Annotated in this window: 16 protein-coding genes; 5 read left to right on the forward strand and 11 right to left on the reverse strand. The window is 67.1% G+C overall.

The window, feature by feature from the left end; translation table 11 throughout:
• Positions 1-36: 36 nt before the first annotated feature.
• From AB0L82_RS27435 to AB0L82_RS27445, 3 genes are all read right to left on the reverse strand, one after another.
• Positions 37-1,203: an NADH:flavin oxidoreductase gene (locus tag AB0L82_RS27435; protein ID WP_364642285.1), complete on the reverse strand. Its 1,167-nt coding sequence runs from the start codon at positions 1,201-1,203 to the stop codon at positions 37-39.
• Positions 1,200-1,784, reverse strand: coding sequence for a helix-turn-helix domain-containing protein (locus AB0L82_RS27440; RefSeq protein WP_364642288.1), 585 nt, complete (start codon positions 1,782-1,784; stop codon positions 1,200-1,202). Before AB0L82_RS27440 ends, AB0L82_RS27435 begins: the two co-directional genes overlap by 4 nt.
• A 71-nt stretch (positions 1,785-1,855) precedes the next feature.
• Positions 1,856-3,013 (reverse strand): helix-turn-helix domain-containing protein, encoded by a 1,158-nt coding sequence (locus AB0L82_RS27445; RefSeq protein WP_364642291.1) that lies wholly within the window; start codon positions 3,011-3,013, stop codon positions 1,856-1,858.
• A gap of 143 nt (positions 3,014-3,156) precedes the next feature.
• Between AB0L82_RS27445 and AB0L82_RS27450 the strand changes: the two genes are divergently transcribed.
• Positions 3,157-4,701 (forward strand): long-chain-fatty-acid--CoA ligase, encoded by a 1,545-nt coding sequence (locus tag AB0L82_RS27450; RefSeq protein ID WP_364642294.1) that lies wholly within the window; start codon positions 3,157-3,159, stop codon positions 4,699-4,701.
• A 4-nt stretch (positions 4,702-4,705) separates the two neighbouring features.
• Here the strand turns inward: AB0L82_RS27450 and AB0L82_RS27455 are convergent, their stop codons facing one another.
• A complete protein-coding gene (locus tag AB0L82_RS27455; protein WP_364642297.1) occupies positions 4,706-5,521 on the reverse strand; it encodes an SGNH/GDSL hydrolase family protein in 816 nt (271 codons plus the stop codon).
• A 10-nt stretch (positions 5,522-5,531) separates the two neighbouring features.
• Entirely contained in the window at positions 5,532-6,485 is a 954-nt protein-coding gene (locus AB0L82_RS27460) for an undecaprenyl-diphosphate phosphatase (protein ID WP_364642300.1), read from the reverse strand.
• 192 nt (positions 6,486-6,677) lie between these two features.
• Here AB0L82_RS27460 and AB0L82_RS27465 point away from each other — a divergent pair, with 192 nt between their 5' ends.
• Positions 6,678-6,923 carry a hypothetical protein gene (locus tag AB0L82_RS27465; protein ID WP_364642303.1) on the forward strand — a complete coding sequence of 82 codons (246 nt, stop codon included), beginning with the start codon at positions 6,678-6,680 and terminating at the stop codon, positions 6,921-6,923.
• A 15-nt stretch (positions 6,924-6,938) separates the two neighbouring features.
• On the opposite strand, the gene AB0L82_RS27470 is transcribed toward AB0L82_RS27465, so the two are convergent.
• From AB0L82_RS27470 to AB0L82_RS27485, 4 genes are all read right to left on the reverse strand, one after another.
• A complete protein-coding gene (locus tag AB0L82_RS27470) occupies positions 6,939-7,538 on the reverse strand; it encodes a TetR/AcrR family transcriptional regulator (protein WP_364642306.1) in 600 nt (199 codons plus the stop codon).
• Positions 7,525-8,391: an alpha/beta hydrolase gene (locus AB0L82_RS27475; RefSeq protein ID WP_364642308.1), complete on the reverse strand. Its 867-nt coding sequence runs from the start codon at positions 8,389-8,391 to the stop codon at positions 7,525-7,527. Before AB0L82_RS27475 ends, AB0L82_RS27470 begins: the two co-directional genes overlap by 14 nt.
• Before the next feature lie 90 nt (positions 8,392-8,481).
• Entirely contained in the window at positions 8,482-9,192 is a 711-nt protein-coding gene (locus AB0L82_RS27480; RefSeq protein WP_364642311.1) for a helix-turn-helix domain-containing protein, read from the reverse strand.
• A gap of 196 nt (positions 9,193-9,388) precedes the next feature.
• Positions 9,389-10,354: an SMP-30/gluconolactonase/LRE family protein gene (locus tag AB0L82_RS27485; protein ID WP_364642314.1), complete on the reverse strand. Its 966-nt coding sequence runs from the start codon at positions 10,352-10,354 to the stop codon at positions 9,389-9,391.
• A 100-nt stretch (positions 10,355-10,454) separates the two neighbouring features.
• Here AB0L82_RS27485 and AB0L82_RS27490 point away from each other — a divergent pair, with 100 nt between their 5' ends.
• Complete coding sequence (locus AB0L82_RS27490; protein WP_364642317.1) at positions 10,455-12,017, forward strand: beta-N-acetylhexosaminidase; 1,563 nt, start codon at positions 10,455-10,457, stop codon at positions 12,015-12,017.
• A 4-nt stretch (positions 12,018-12,021) separates the two neighbouring features.
• Here the strand turns inward: AB0L82_RS27490 and AB0L82_RS27495 are convergent, their stop codons facing one another.
• Positions 12,022-12,939 (reverse strand): NlpC/P60 family protein, encoded by a 918-nt coding sequence (locus AB0L82_RS27495; protein WP_364642320.1) that lies wholly within the window; start codon positions 12,937-12,939, stop codon positions 12,022-12,024.
• 271 nt (positions 12,940-13,210) lie between these two features.
• Here AB0L82_RS27495 and AB0L82_RS27500 point away from each other — a divergent pair, with 271 nt between their 5' ends.
• Both AB0L82_RS27500 and AB0L82_RS27505 read left to right on the forward strand, forming a co-directional pair.
• Positions 13,211-13,954, forward strand: coding sequence for a ParA family protein (locus AB0L82_RS27500; RefSeq protein ID WP_364642323.1), 744 nt, complete (start codon positions 13,211-13,213; stop codon positions 13,952-13,954).
• Positions 13,954-15,012, forward strand: a complete 1,059-nt coding sequence (locus AB0L82_RS27505) for a hypothetical protein (RefSeq protein ID WP_364642326.1) — start codon at positions 13,954-13,956, stop codon at positions 15,010-15,012. The genes AB0L82_RS27500 and AB0L82_RS27505 overlap by 1 nt, the downstream gene beginning before the upstream one ends.
• Before the next feature lie 82 nt (positions 15,013-15,094).
• Here AB0L82_RS27505 and glpR read toward each other — a convergent pair whose 3' ends face one another.
• Positions 15,095-16,240 (reverse strand): gephyrin-like molybdotransferase receptor GlpR, encoded by a 1,146-nt coding sequence (gene glpR / locus AB0L82_RS27510; protein WP_364642329.1) that lies wholly within the window; start codon positions 16,238-16,240, stop codon positions 15,095-15,097.
• Positions 16,241-16,277 lie beyond the last annotated feature (37 nt).

Here is a 16,277-nt window from a genome sequence, read left to right on the forward strand (position 1 = left end):
CCACAAGGTCTGCGGCGCTTTCGTTTTCGGACCGGCTCAGCTGGTCGGGACCAATACGCAGCGGGTGCGCGAGTAGATGGTCGGCATGCACTTGTTGCAATGGACACAGAGTGACGGGGTGGCCGCGTCGGCGCGCATACGGTTCGGCAGATCGGGCTCGCGCAGCAGGGCGCGCGCCATGGCCACGAAGGAGAAGCCTTCCGCGAGAGCGCTTTCGATGGTCTCCCGGCGGGTGATACCGCCCAGCAGGATGAGCGGCAGGTCCAACTCGGCGCGGAACTGGCGGGCGCGGTCCAGCAGGAACGCCTCCTGAAAGGCGTACTCGCGCAGGAATTTCGAGCCCGCCGCGCGCATACCCCAGCTCATCGGCGGCGGGAAGGCCGCGGCGAACTCGCGGCGCGGCGCTTCCCCGGTGAACAGGTACATGGGATTGAGCAGTGAGCTGCCCGCGGTGAGTTCCAGGGCATCCACGCTGCCGTCGTCCTGCAGCCACTTCGCCACCTGGATGGACTCGTCCAGCCAGAAGCCGCCGGGCACACCGTCATCCATGCTCAGCTTGGCGGTCACCGCGATGCGGTCACCGACCGCCGCCCGCACGGCGCGGGCGACATCCAGCGCCAGGCGCGCGCGATTGCGGGTGGAACCGCCGTAGTCGTCGCGGCGGCGATTCAGGAACGGGCTCAGGAATGAGCTCACCAGGTAGTTGTGCCCGAAATGTATTTCCACGGAATCGAATCCGGATTCCGCGGCCAGCACAGCGGCGTCGGCGTGCGCGGCCACCACCCGATCGAGTTCGGCCTGATCCGCGCGGCGCATCATGCGCATGCCGAGCGGGCTCGGAATGCGGTGTGGCGCAACGGCGGGCAGCCGATTGGAGGCGGCGTTCGCGACCGGTCCGGCATGGCCGATCTGCGCGGCCACCGCCGCGCCCGCATCGTGGACGGCATCGGTGAGGCGGCGCAGACCGGGCACGGCTTCCGGCCGCATATAGATCTGGTGCCGGTCGGTGCGGCCCTCCGGCAGCACCGCGCAATAGGCCACCGTGGTCATGCCCACTCCCCCGGTGGCATGCCGGACGTGGAAGTCGATGAGGTCATCGGTGACCAGGGCCTGCGGGGTGCGGCCCTCGAAGGTGGCGGCCTTGATGATGCGATTGGGGAGCGTTATCGGGCCCAGCTTTGCCGGTGCGAAGATCTCGGTCACTGTTGTACAAGTCCTGCCGCTACAAAGGATTTCAGGGTGGTCACCGGGATGTGCCGGTCGCGCGGTGTGGCCGAGAGCGGATCGCCGAAGTACTCCAGGATGAGCGTGAAGGCCAGGCCCCAGCGGCCCGCGGCCTCGCGTTCGGACAGTTCCGGCCGCACCGCGAGCAGTAACTCGACCCAGGGGTCGAAGACGAACCACTGTGCGCTCCACGCTTGTTCGCGCCCGCCGAGCACCACGCGCGCGAGCAGGTTGAGCCGCAACCGGCCCACCGGATCGGCGGCCAGTTCGGCGAGCGGATCCACCACCACATCGATGAGTTCGGCGATGGACGGAATCCAGCCCTCCCGTCGCCGCGCCAGCGCCGTATCGAGCCGCTCGCGCCAGATCGGCCCGAGCCGATCCTCCAGCAGCGCCGCGACCAGCGCTTCCTTGGAACCGAAGTGGTAATGCACCGACGCCGGATTCATACCCGCCGCCGCATTGATCGCCCGCACCGATACGGCGTCGAAGCCGGATTCCAGGAGCAGTCGCTCGGCCACGGTCAGCAGTTTCTGCCGTGTCGACAGATCATCGTTCACTCGCACCACCCGACCAGTAGAACACGTTTCAATCACCGGTTCAATCACTGATTGAACATTGCGGGCATACGTCAGCCCGCCGGATTCGCTTTGCGATGCTGGATGGCCCACCACACCCGCATGGCGCTGTACGGTGCGCGCAGATCGGTGCCGGTGAGTTCCTCGAAACGGGCCAGGCGATAGCGAACGGTGTTCTGGTGCACTATGAGTCGCTCCGCGGTGGCCTCGATGCGCATACCCGAATGCAGATAGCGGTCGACGGTTTCGATGACGACGCGCGCCTGTTCTCCGCCGCCCAGCGGATCGAGATAGCGGCGGGCCAGCTCATCACCCAGATCGGTGTCGGCGACGATGGCCGGGAGCAGGCCGAGGCGGTCCAGATCCGCGGAGCCGGTGAGGCCGTAGCGGTGCGCGGTGGCCAGCATGCGGCTGGCCAGCCGGAAGGAACGCGGCAGTTCGGCGAGACCGGTGACCGGACCCAGTCCGATGGTGCCGGTGGTGTCGAGAGTGCCGCTGCCGCAGAGGAATCCGGCGATATCACCTTCCATGGCGGTGGAGAACACCCGCACCGCGGTCACCTCGGGGCGCAGCAGGCCGCGCAGGTCGGCGGTGGCGCGCGGATCATCGCCGCGAGCGCGGAAGGCGCGGTACTCCCCCGCCGGATCGAGGCCGTAGCGCTGCGCCTGCACATGGATATCGCCCGGTCCGAGCCCGCCCAGCAGTAGCGCCCGGGCGAATTCGGCGCGCAATTGCTGATCGTGCCTGGCCAGTTCGATCTCGACATCGCGATGCCCGCCGCTGAACGCGGCCGTCGCCTGATCGACGATATCGAGCAGATCGTGCACGAGGGCCAATTGCGTGCGGTCGGCGACGCGGGCCGACTGTGCGGCGGAGGTGAGATCCGCGACCATCTCACGAATGGCGATGCGCCATCCGTTCTGCACATCGGAGAGCGAAACACCTTGGCGGGCGCGGATTTCGCCGAATTCGCGGAGGGCGCGCCGATCATCCTCGGTGAGATCGCGACCATCGCCGAGCGCGGCCAGCAGCCGGTCGACCATCTCCACCGTCACCCGGGCGATCTGCTCACCCGGCAGCGCCAGATAACCCGGCATCTCCGCGCGCGCCCGGGCCACGATGCGCTCGCTCAATTCCGGGGTGCGCTCCCGCACGCGCGTGATCAACCGCCGCCGGGCGGTCGGCTTCGCTGCCTCGCGGGAATCGGTCATTTCACCACCGAGGCTACGGCCGGGATTTGGAAAAACCAACAAAGCGCGAGGGTCATAGTCCGGGGCTGACTCCATGGCCCGGGTCACACCCGCCCGCAAATACTTGTGACGTCCGACACCGACGTTCGACGAAGGATCCGCCCATGTACCTGACCCAGGGACTGCACCGCGCCGCCCAACAGACTCCCGACGCCGTCATGACCATCTGCGGGGACCGCACCCGGACCTTCCGCGAGGTGCTGGATCGGGTGTCCCGGCTGGCGGGCGCGCTGCGCGCACTGGGCGTCGGCGACGGCGATCGGGTGGCGATGCTCGGCCTGAATTCGGACCGCTACCACGAATATCTGCTGGCGGTGCCGTGGGCGAACGCGGTGCTGAACCCGGTCAATATCCGCTGGAGCCCGGCCGAGATCGCCTATTCACTGGTCGATTCCGGTACCGAGGTGCTGCTGGTGGACGACGCCTTCGCACCCATGCTGCCCGCGCTGCGGGAGCAGCATCCCGGATTGACGACCGTCATCCACTGCGGTGACGGTCCCACCCCCGCGGGCGCGCTCGGCTACGAAGAGCTGATCGCCGGTGCCGAGCCCATCGCCGATGCCCGGCGCGGCGGCGCGGACCTGGCTGGAGTTTTCTACACCGGCGGCACCACCGGATTCCCCAAGGGCGTCATGCTCAGTCACGCCAATCTGACCGCCTCGGCCTTGGGCGGGGTGGCCAGCGGTTACCTCTTCTCCCCCGGCGTGCGCTTCCTGCACGCCGCGCCGATGTTCCATCTGGCAGATCTCGCGGGCTGGTACGCCACGGTCATGCTCGGCGGTACGCACGTGATGATCCCGGCCTTCGATCCGGTGGCCACGCTGCATGCGATCGAACGGCACGGGGTGACGGCATCGCTGTTGGTACCGGTCATGATTCAGCTGCTGGTCGATCATCCGGCCACCGCCGAACACGATCTGACCAGCGTCCGGCACGTCATGTACGGGGCCTCGCCCATCTCCGCCGCCGTGCTGGAGCGGGCCATGAAGGCTTTCAGCACAGCGGGTTTCGTGCAGGCGTACGGCATGACCGAGCTGTCGCCGATCGCCACCCTGCTCAGCCCGCAGGATCATCTCGACGGGCGGCTGCGATCGGCGGGCCGCGCCATGCCGCACAGCGAGGTCCGCATTCTGGACGCCGACGGCGTCGAGGTCCCGCGCGGTACGGTCGGCGAAATCGTGGTCGGCGGTGGGCATGTCATGCTCGGCTACTGGAATCGCCCCGAGGACACCGCCGCCGCCATTCGGGACGGCTGGATGCACACCGGCGACGGCGGATATATGGACGAGGACGGCTACGTCTACGTGGTGGACCGGCTCAAGGACATGATCGTCACCGGCGGTGAGAACGTGTACTCCGCCGAGGTGGAGAACGCGCTGGCGGCGCATCCGGCGGTGGCGGCCTGCGCGGTGATCGGTGTCCCGGACCAGGAGTGGGGTGAGCGGGTGCACGCGGTCATCGTGTGCCAACCCGGACAGCGGGTCACCGCCGAGCAGATCCGCGAGCACGCCAAAACCCTGATCGCCGGATACAAGGCCCCGCGCACCATCGAGGTGGTGGACGCGCTACCGGTCTCGGGCGCGGGCAAGATCCTCAAACGCGAACTGCGCAAGCGGTATTGGGATGTCGACGGCCGTCAGGTGAACTGACGCCTCAGGAGGGCAGCGGTGTGCTCCAGCCGCCGTGCCATTCGGGCGCGACGGCGGTCAGCTGCGGGCGTTTGGGCAGTACGAAGTCACCGGAGGAGCGACCGCGCACCCGGCGGCCCACCCAGGGCACGAAATGCTCGGCGACCCAGCGCAATTCGTCGACCACCCGATCCACGGGCGGCTGCGGCACCGAGGGCGGGAGCGGATCGCGCCAGGACGAGTCCGCGCCCGGGATCGCCATGGTGTCGGCGACGGCCTGCGCCACGATCTCGTGCCCGAGCGGGCTCAGGTGCAGGCGGTCGTTCGCCCAGGCGCGCGGATCGACGGTGGTGCCGACCGGTTCGAAATCGACCAGCGTGACATCGTATTTGGCTGCCAGCGCACGCAATTCGGCGTTCATGGTGCGCACCCGCCCGGACAGCGGGCGCACGAACGGCGCGACGCTGCCGATATCGGGGAAGGTGAACGAGATGACCCGGGCCCCGGATTCGGTGAGCGCCGCCAGCATGGCCTCGATATCGGCGAGCGTGCCCGCCTGATCGAAACGCGGCCGGATGAGATCGTTCATGCCCGCGATGAGCGCGACCAGATCCGGCCGCAGCGCCAGCGCCGCCCCGAGCTGTTCGGCGCGAATGCGCGCGGTGCGGCGGCCGCGAATGGCCAGATTGGCATACAGCAGACCCGGATTCGCGGCGGCGAGTTTCCCGGCGAACCGGTCCGCCCAACCGCGGAATCCGCCATTGTCATCGGGATCGCCGACGCCTTCGGTCTGACTGTCGCCGAGGGCGACGAAGCGAGTGAAGGGCTGTACGAGTGCCATGTACAGATTCTCACCCCGCCAAGGTGAAGTACGCGAGGCTAGCAGCACCCGCTATCAGGCAATAGATGGCAAACGGTGTGAGTGTTCTCGTCTCGAAGTATCCGGTCAGGAATTTCACCGAGACATAGGAGAGCAGACCTGCCACCACACTGCCCACCAGCGCCGGACCGAGAATCGCGTGGTTCTCCGGGGTGAACAGCTCCGGCGTCTTGAGTACGCCCGCCGCCAGGATCACCGGCGTGGCCAGCATGAACGCGAAACGCGCGGCATCCTCGTGCCGCATCCCCTTGAATACGCCCGCCACGATCGTGCTGCCGGACCGGCTGATTCCGGGGAACAGCGCCGCGATCTGCGCCGAGCCGATGATGAGCACGGATTTCACGCCCAGCCGCGCCAGCCGGATATCGGAGGCGTACGCCGGATCGGTGGCCGGCAGCACCAGGGTGTCCGCGGCGGACAGATCCACGGTTCGCGCGGTGGGACTGACCAGCGCCAGATCCCGCTGGGTCTCGCGCTTGCGCAGCAATTCGGCGGACAGCAGCACCAGCCCGTTGAGCATCAGGAACGCCGACGTCGGAATCGGTGTGCCCAGATAGTTCCGCACCGCCTTCTCCAGCAGCAGCCCGGCCACCCCGACCGGAATCGTGGCGATGATCAGCAGCACCCCCAATCGCGCCTCGGGCGAACGGATCTCCCGGCTGCGCGCGACCTCCCACAGCCCGCCGAAGATACGGATCCAGTCCCGCCGGAAGAACACCACCAGCGCGATGGCCGTCGCCACGTGCATGGCCACCAGCAGCGCCAGGTACGGCGAGTTCTTCGCGGACATGCTGAGGTCGTCCGCCCACTGTCCGCCCACCCAGGCCGGGAGCAGAATGCTGTGGCCGAGACTCGAGACCGGGAAGAGTTCACTCACCCCCTGCAGCGCGCCGACGACAATCGATTCCAGATAGCTGATGGCCATGGGAGTGACGTTAGTTGGCGGACCCGAATTCGACTTCCCGCGCAGACATGCCCGAATCGATTCGCGAATGTCGCAGGATCGCAAACCATTCGGCCAGCGCGGCCGGTAACCGCGTGGAATACTTCCGCGTTATGCAGCCCAGAGGGTCGCGCCGCGCAATGACGCACCCGAACCGCATGATCCGAGTAGCCGATGTTCGATAGTTACGACAGTGCCGAGGATCCCGAGTTAGCGCAGGCCCGGGTCTTTCTGGCCGAACTGGAAAAGCACGCCGCGGCCCTGGCCCGGCGACTACAGTCCAGCGCCACCCTCGATGTCCACCGATCCCTGGATGCCGAACTCTCCTCGGTGCGCCGCTATGTGGATCGAATTCACCGGCGGTTCCCGGCAATTGCCATACATCCCCTCCCCGGGACCGCGGGGGCGCCGCCGCCGTAGCGGTTTCGCGGCGAATCAGGTACGGAGAACGCCCGCGAGCAGCAGCATGAGGGACTGCTGGGCCTGCGCGCGGGCCAGATCCGGATCCTCGGCATTGGCGACCATGAGCGAAGCCTCGGTCAGCGCGCTCATCAGGAGCTGGGCCAGCATGGGTACGGGGGCATCGACGATCAGCCCCGCCTGTCGGCCGCGCTCGAGCATATCGACGATCAGGCCCAGCCCGTGCTGCGCCTCGAATTCCCGAAAAGCCTGCCAGCCCAGCACCGTTGGGCCGTCCTGCAGCACGATCCGCAGCATGGCGGGGCGGCGGCAGATCTCCAGGAAGGTGGCCAGGCCGATCGCCATCCCGCCCAGCAGATCGGCGGAATCGTGTGCGGCGATGGCGGTTCCGATCTCGGCGGAGGCTTCCACCTCCACCTGCTCCAGCACCGCCAGGAACAATCCGCGCTTATCGCCGTAGTGGTGGTGCAGCGCGCCCCGGGTGACACCGGCCGCGGCCACCAGATCCTCGGCGGAGGTACCGGCGAAGCCGCGCTCGGTGAACAGCCGGCGTCCGGCGTCCTCGAGCGCGGCCCGGGTGGTGCGCGAGCGGTCCTCCTGGCTACGGCGTGGCATGCAGCCGAGTGAACTCCAGAATCGTGCCGCTGAGCAACTCGGGTTGATCTTCCGGCAGGAAGGTGTACGAATCGTCGATCAGGCGCAGGGTGGCGTTCGGGAAATCCCGGACCAGCCGCTCGGCCCCTGCGACCGGGAAGAACTTGTCCTGGGCGGCCCAGACCACGAGCACCGGGATCTCGATTTCGCCGAAACTCCGTGCCGCTTCGAGGGTGTAGCGCTTGTTCAAGGTCAGCAGCAGCCGCCGCAGATCCTTGCGGATGGCGGCGGAGCGCCGACTGGGCAGCAGATACGAATCCGCGATCTCCGGCGGCACCGGTCGTTTGGCGACCAAGCCGAAGGCGATGGGCAGCCGATGCAGAGCGCGCCAGCGCATGCTCTCGGTGAGCGGGCGGACCGAACCCGGAATCCTTGCCAGCCAGGGCAATACCGTCAGCGGCGGCGGCAGGAAACGCTCGTAGTTGTCGACCGAGGCCAGCACCACCCGCCCGATGCGGGAGCGATCGCGGGTCAGCAGGATCTGGGTGATCGCGCCGCCGGTGTCGTTGGCGATCAGGGTGACATCGCGCAGATCCAGCCGCTCCAGGAACGCGGCGATCAGATCGGCGACCCCGGTGGGAGTGAGATCCGCTGCGGGAACCGGGATCTCGTGTGCGCCGAGCGGCAGGTCCGGAGCCAGGCAGCGGTAGCCCGCCGCCACGATCCGCGGCACCACCTTGCGCCAGAGATCGGCGTTGACCAGCAATCCGTGAATGAAGACGACCGGCGGGCCCTCGCCGGTGTCGTGATACCTGATGCGGCCGCCGGGGACGTCGATTTCGTGGGTACGGCCGAGTGATGTGCTTGTTGCCATCGTTGCTCCAATGCCCGTGGGTACCCCACCACTTTTACATACATACCGTATGTATGTCTATGGTCCAGGCACGTCGGCACCCGGATTCGGTCAGGCCCCCAGCTGCGTGCGCCAGCGCTCGGCGGAACGGACCATATCCAGGCCGACCTTCTCCAGGTACTCGCTCATCCCCAGCAGACGTTGCCCCGCGGGGGAATTCATACCCAGCGTCGCCGCGCCGTCGCGCGCCTTGGCCGCCAGCGCCTCATTCGCCCGGGCGCTCGCGAGAGTGGCTCGGTACCAGGCGGATTCGTCGAGGAAATAGCGATCCCGGCGGGTGCCCGCATCGCGCTCCCGGCGAATCAGCTGCTGCCCCTCCAGATAGCCGACGGCCGCCGAGACGGTCGCCGGACTCACCCGCAGATATCGCACCAGTTCACCGGCGGTGATACTGCCCGAGTCGGCGGCATAGAGCCGGGCCAGCACCGCCGCCGCCATCTTCGGCACCCCGGTGCGCACGAACAGCTCCGCGAACTGCGCGCTGAAATCGCCGACCACCGCCGGTAACCGTCCGTATTCGTCTGCGCCCGGCGGTTTTTCGATCCGCCGGGGTCGCGCCACCCGGCGCCGCGAGCGCACCACCGTCGCGGCGTGCGCGAGATCGGCGCGGTAATCGCCCGGTCCGCCGTTGCGGGTCACCTCCCGGCTCACCGTCGACGTGGGACGGCCCAGCTGGCGGGCTATCTCCGCGTATCCCAGTCCCTGCGTCAAACCCGTGGCAATGCGCCGGCGATCCTCCGGCGTGAGCCGCCCTCCGGGCATGGGCACCACCTCCCTCACCAAATCTATTGCAACACAACACCAACCCAATCGCATTAGGCTGCAGCATTATTGCTCGACTGCAAAGTGAATTAACTTGGCGTAATACAACTTTCGATTGCATATCGCGATCGCAGGGCGTGCGAACGCAACGTAGCGTTCGCCCCGCCCCGAACAGATCGACGTTTTCGCGCCCCGGTCAGGGTGCGGCGGTGCGGGCGTTCGGATCGAATCCGCCCGGAATCTCGTACACCACACCGGTGAAGGTCGCGCCGAACAACCGGCCCGCCGAGAAGCCCTGCCCGCCACGGCCGTAACTCACCACGCTGGTCAGGTTGTTACCGAAGCCGAGCACGCAGAACTGGTTGTTGGCATCGATGCGGACCACCTGCCCCGACGGATTCAGCGGCACCACCGGACGATTCAGCGAATCCAGCGTCAGACCGTCGGGGGCGTCCAGCGCGTCACCGCCACCCAGATCCAGCACCGACTGCGGCGCCCACGGGGCATCGGTGGGGATGCGGCTCACCCCGGGATTGACGAAAGTCCGCGAGACATAGAGGAAGCGATCGTCACTGCTGAGCACCGCGCCATTGGAGCTGGGCAGATTGCCCCAATCGGCCTGCACCGCGCCGTTCGGGTACACCCGGCCGATGAGATTCGCGAAATCATTGGTGGCGTAGACGATTCCGTCCTGCGAGACGGCCATACCGTCGGCCGCGCTCAAACCCGACGCGTACGGCGCCATCGCGCCGGTATCCGGATCGACCGTGACGATGCCGGCGTGCCGCAGACTGTCACCCGCGATCACCCGGGCGTCCGCGCCGTAGCCGACCAGCAGTTTGCCATCGGGCGTCCAGGCCAGCGCGCCACCGCCGCCGCTGGGCACCGTGGCGATCGGCACCGCGGCCGCGCCCGGGAAGTCGATCCGGAAAACCCGGCCGGTGAGCAGATCGGTGGTGAAGGCGCGCCCGGCCGGATCGATCGTCAAACCCTCCAGTGCGCCACCCGGATTCGCGACCACGACGGTCGGCTGACCCGCGCCCGCGCAGACCGGGGCGGCATTCGCCGGACCCGCGGTGAAAGTCGAGAGCGCCGCGACCGTGAAAGTCGCCAGCGCCACCGCCGCCGCCCGGGCGAGCGTTATCGATTGCCTTTTACTCATTTCGCACCTCTTACTCCGTGCCGGATGAAGTGGTTGTCCGCAGCATTGTGACAGGCGACTGGTAATTTATGCCGGTCTCGACGCGCCGAAAGGAAATTCGATGGTGGTCCGTTCGCGATTCACCCGGAATATCGCCCGCTGGCTGACCGCGACGGCCTGCGTTATGGCCGCCGCGCCCGGCGCTAATGCGGAACCTGTTGTCGCACAAGAGCTTCCGCCGACAATTCCGAGTATCAAGCAATGGATCTCCGGTGGAACGGGATTCACGCTCGGATCGGACGCCCGCATCGTCGCCGACGCGGCATCGCGCGGACCCGCCCAACGACTGGCCGAGGATCTCACCGGCATCGGCAAACCGGTATCGGTCACCGGCACGGGCGCACGCGCCGGTGACATCGTGCTGGTCCAGACCGGTGACGCACCGGAACCGGCTGAGTCGTACCGCATTTCGTCGACCGACCGGCTGACCATCAGCGCCCGCGACCTGCCCGGCATCGCGCACGGCACACAGACCGCATTGCAGTGGTTGCGGCAATCCGGCACCATTCCCGGTGGCAGCGCACAGGATTGGCCGGACTACGCCGAGCGCGGGCTCATGCTCGACACCGGCCGCGAATTCTTCCCGGCCGACTGGGTGAAAGCCCGAATTCGGGACGCCGCCCACCTGCGCATGAATATGGTGCAGCTGCATCTCTCGGATTCCCAGGGCTTCCGGCTGGACAGCCGCGTCCATCCGGAAATCACCTCGCCGCTGCATTACACCGCCGCCGATATCGCGGACATACTCGACTACGCCGACTCGTACGGCATCGAGATCGTGCCCGAAATCGATATGCCCAGCCATATGAACGCCATTCTCGCCCAACATCAGGACCTGGTGCTGCGGCCGGCGCACACCAGCTCGGCAGATGCCCAGCGCGACAACCTCATCGCGGGCGGCGTCGGCGGCAAGATCGACCTCACCAATCCCGCCGCCTACCAACTGATCAGCGATATCCTGCACGAGTTCGTACCCATGTTCCGCGGCCGCTACTGGCATCTGGGCTGCGATGAGTACATCAGCGACTACAGCCGATATCCACAGTTGAGCGAATACGCCACCCGGGTCATCGGACCCGATGCCGCACCCGGCGATGTCATCGTCGCCTTCGCCAACTGGGCCGCCGATATCGTCGAATCCTTCGGCAGGACACCGCGCGCCTGGAACGACGGCTTCGACCAGGCCGTCACCATCGCACCGAAAACCGAAGTGGTCATGCAGTATTGGTCGTCCAGCGCGGGCGGACTGCCGTGGCTGCCCGGCGGGCGCACACCCGCCGAGCTCACCGCGGCCGGACATCCCATCCTGAACGCCGCCTTCACACCGGCGTACTTCGTCACCGGCGGACCGGCCGCGGCGCTGAACGCACCGCCCGAACTCCTGTACGCCTGGGACCCCGGACTTTTCGTGAACGGTTCCCGACTGCCCGACGCGGATCGACGGCTGCTGCGTGGTTCCATGCTCTTCCTCTGGTGCGATGATCCCGAGGTCATGACTCCCGAACAGATCGTCGACCCGTTGCGGGCCCGGCTGCGGGTCATGGCACAGCAGTTGTGGGGTGGGACCGGTGGCGTCTCGTATCCGGAATTCGTGTTCCGGGCGAATGCGGTCGGCTGGCCCTGAAGGCTCAGAAGCGGCGGGCGCCGCTGACGGGCATCTCGCTCATCGGCGAGAGCTTCACGCCGGAACCGTATGTCGCGGCGTGGATGACCTGACCGTCGCCCGCGTACAGCGCGGAGTGGCCGCCGCCATAGAAGGACACCAGATCGCCCGGCTGCAATTCATCCACCGAGACCGGGGTGCCGGCTGCCAGCTGCGAATAACTCGTGCGCGGCAAATCCACACCCGCCTCGTGATAGGACCACTGCACCAGACCCGAGCAGTCGAAATTATCGGGACCGGACCCACCGGCGCGGTAATTCGAGCCGATTTTGGTCCGGGCCGCCTCCACCGCGCGCTCGCCCGCGGACTTCTTCGGCATCGCGGCGGGCATCGGCGCGGGGACGGCGGCGGTATCGGTCACGCCCGGAATTCCCATGAGCGACGGCAGCGCACTCGGAATGGAGAATTCGCCCAGACCGGCGACGGTCACCTGACGCGATTCCGCCGCGATATTCGCGGGGACGGATTCCGGCATCACCGCGGGTGCGGATTCGGGCAGGGCCGCGGGTGCGGACTCGGGGAGCACCGGTCGTCCGGGCTGTTCCGGAATCGCCGCGAGGCGCGGAGTCCGCGAATTCACACCCGCGCCGAGAATCGTCACGGGACGGAATTCATAGCTTTCGATAATCGACTCGTCCGCGGCCGGGATCTCGACAACCGCCGCTTCCGGTGCGGGGGCGATGATGCCGAGCCGGGCGGCGAGTTCGTCGGCGACCTCGAATTGGCCGATACCGGGGATGGTCACCGGCGTCGCCTCGGCCTCACCCGCTGTGAACAGCAGTGCCGCACCGATTCCGGCGGCGGCGAGAATGCCGGTGGTCACGCTCCGCCACGACAGGCGCGGCAGCTGGGGCAGGTTCTGTCTATCACCGATACTTTCCATGATGCGGTCCTTCCATCAAGCGTCAGCTATCCGGTTTCCGGTCACGAACATCTCGGTACTGCGGCAGTTCCACATTGCATAGAACGCCTGTTCGGCAAGACGGGTAACGAATGACACGCGTGTTATTCATAACGGATTCGTAAACAAAAGCGGCTGTGTCCAATTGGACACAGCCGCTTTTTCGCGAAACAGACCGGCAATACGCGGCCCGTGCGGGGACTCGTGTGAGACTTGCGTATACGAGCTCCCTCCTCATAATCCGGAGGATTCAATGACAGATTCCGCTGCGCTACCCGAACTACCCGAGCCATTGGTGGTCACCCTGGGGAATCTGAAAGGCGGCGTCGGCAAGACCACGTCGGCTTTCTTCCTCGCCTCGTATTTCGCCACCGTGCATCGACTCCGGGTACTCGTCATCGATGCCGACCCGCTCAGTCAGACCGGATACTCCTGGTACCGGCGGCTGCGGAAAGAGAATATCGAGGTCCCCTTCGAACTCATCGCCTTCCCGTCCCGGCACGTCAACGACTGCATCACCGACAACGCCGGAAAATATCAGGTGATCATTGTCGACGCGGGCGGTGAATCGGCCGATATCTTCAAGGCCGCGGTACCCGAGAGCGATGAGCTGATCCTGGTGACCAGTGTGAGCCCGTCGGAGGTCAAGCGCGTGCCCAGTACCTACCGGGCCGCCGAGGAGGCCGCCGCCGAAAGCGCCAAACCCATCCGGGTGCGGGTACTCATGACCAAGGTTCCGGTCACCATGAAGAACGGCGTCAACGTCTCCACCGAATACCGCACGCAGCGAACCAATCTCGAAGGCGCGGGCTACGACGTCTTCGAATCGTATGTGAGCGCGTGGAAGTGGTACCGCGAGGCCGCGGACGGTGAGGTCGGCGACGGTGCGGAGAACCCCATCGCAGATCTCGGCGAATACAGCCAGGTCGGCGAGGAACTGCTGCGGCCCTACCACGAAAACCGCACCGCCACCGAGGCACTGGAGGTATCGGCCTGATGCCCCCGCAGCGACGCAAGAGCAGCATCGGCGGCACCCACCCCGCCCCCACCCGCAATCCCCTCTCCGACGAAGCCGAGCACACGCCCCCGGTCTCCCCGCTGCGCGACGCCGAATGGCACAGCACCGCACCGACTCCCGCCACCACGAAACCCACGCAGAAAGCAGTGAAGCCGGAGATGGTGCTGCCTCCCGCCATGACATCGGAATCACCGGCGGCCATGTTCGTCACCCCGAGCGCCGAAGCGGAAGCGAAGCAGCCGGAGTCGCCGAAGCCCAAGCCCAAACCGGTGCAGCGGGCCGAATCCGCCATGCGCGGCATCGATCCGGCGCTGCGCAGCGTGGGCTCCACACTGCGGGGCGCGGCCACCGCATCACCGAGCGTGCTCACCATGCCGCTGCCCGCGGCGGGCGAGGGACCGCTCAACGCGAGCGAGCTGGAGCAGCTCGATCTATGCGAATCCTCCATCGACGCACTGCGGGTCGCGTTCTGGGTGGCCGGGCGCGCACTACAGATCGTGCGGGACGGCCGCCTCTATCGAGCCGAGCACGCCACCTTCGACGACTATGTCGAGAAGCGCTGGGATATGCAGCGCTCATACGCGCACAAGCTGATTCGCGCGTGGCCGCTGGCGGCGCGGCTGCATCCGGTCGCGCCCTCCATCAACGAGGGCCAGATCCGCGAACTGCTGCCGATCATGGCCGCGCACGGCGAGGACGCGGCGGTGACCGTCTACACCACCCTCGCGGCCGATGCGAAGGTCACCGCGGGCAAACTCCGGGAAGCGATCGCGGTGCTGCCCGGCGACTACGAACAGGGTGAGGTGGTGCGGCGGTTGCAGTCCTGGCTGCGTGGCGATCTCGCCGAGGACGCACCGTCCGCACCCGATGTATTCAGCGCCGCCGAAACCCGGCTGGCCGCACTCTCCTCCAAAGTGGTCAAGGGCTCCACCGAGGATCCGGTGGCGGCCCGCGAATTCGCGGCCAAACTGCGCACCCTCGCCGAACTCATCGAACAGCAGATCCCGGTAACCACCCGAATGCCCGAAACCCGCTAGCGGATACGACAAGACAATGGGTGCCCGGCCAATGGCCGGGTACCCATTGAAGTTTCAGTGCCTAACTACGTGGGCTGCGGAGCTATTCGCCGACCGCGCGGCGAACGCGACCGGCGGCCCGTTCCCGGACGGCCCGTGCGGTAGCGGCATCGAACAATTCCAGATGCTCGAATAGCGGATCCTCGTCATCGGGTTCGACCAGCACCGCACGCCGCAATTGCGTGCGCGTCTCCTCCCGATCCGGCAGCGGGCGATCGGCCTCGGCCGCCGCCTCGGCTTCGGCATCCTCACGGCGGGAACGGGATAGGCGTGCGGCACGGCGGCGGCGAATATCCTCCTCCAGCCGCACCTGCTTGCGTAGATAGGCCAGATAGCCGACCAGCACCGTCCCGGAGAACGCGGCCAGCCACCACAGGGTGGCCGAAATCGCCAGTCCCGCACCGGCGAAGAGCAGGGTGCTCAGCACCAGGCCCAGCACCGCGCGCTGGCGGAAGGTGTAGCGGGCCGCGCGCGCGATGGCATCGGCCTCGGGATCGTAGCCACCGCGGCCGCGCCGGGACGGCACGAAATCCGGGTCGTCCGCATCGAATTCGTCCTCGTCGAACTCCGGCTCCGGTTCACGCAGCGCGGGCACCCGGCTGCGCGGCGGCGCGTCCATCCGCACGCGCCTGCGCGGTTCGCCGTCACCCTCGCGGGGCGCGCGCACATCCTCGGCCGGTTCCGCATCGTCCGCATGCGCTGTGCGCGTGGGGCGCTCATCGTTCATATCGCCGGGAATATCGTCGGGCTCCCCGGGCGCTCGCGTATCACTGTCGAATTCCGCTGTCCCGGACTCGGATTCATCACCTGCCGCTTCGGTCACCGGATCGGCGGCGTCGGCCACCACGGCTTCCGGCGCGGAAACCGCGCTCTCGGTATCGCGTTCGCGGGCGGTGTCGAAATCCTCGTCGTCCGATTCAGCTCGAGTGCTGTCGTCCGATCTGGTCATCCGATCCTCCGGATCATCGTGGTGATGCTTCCTGCGAACCGGCACGTAGTCCGGGTCGGTGTCATGTCCGGATGCCGGACCTTTTCTGATGCGTCGCTCGGTATCCCCGCGATGCAACACCCGGGTGGCCAGCGCCGCGTCGGTGTGCTGGCGAATGCGGGGGTGGCGGCCGGCCAACATGGGAAACAGCACGAACACCCAGAGCACGACCAGTCCGATCCACAAGATCGAATTCGGCATCGCGCCCAACACCTCCGTCCCCGCCTGGCTCGCATCC

This window comes from Nocardia sp. NPDC052001 (assembly GCF_040680615.1).
In the GTDB taxonomy this organism is placed as follows: Bacteria; Actinomycetota; Actinomycetes; order Mycobacteriales; family Mycobacteriaceae; genus Nocardia.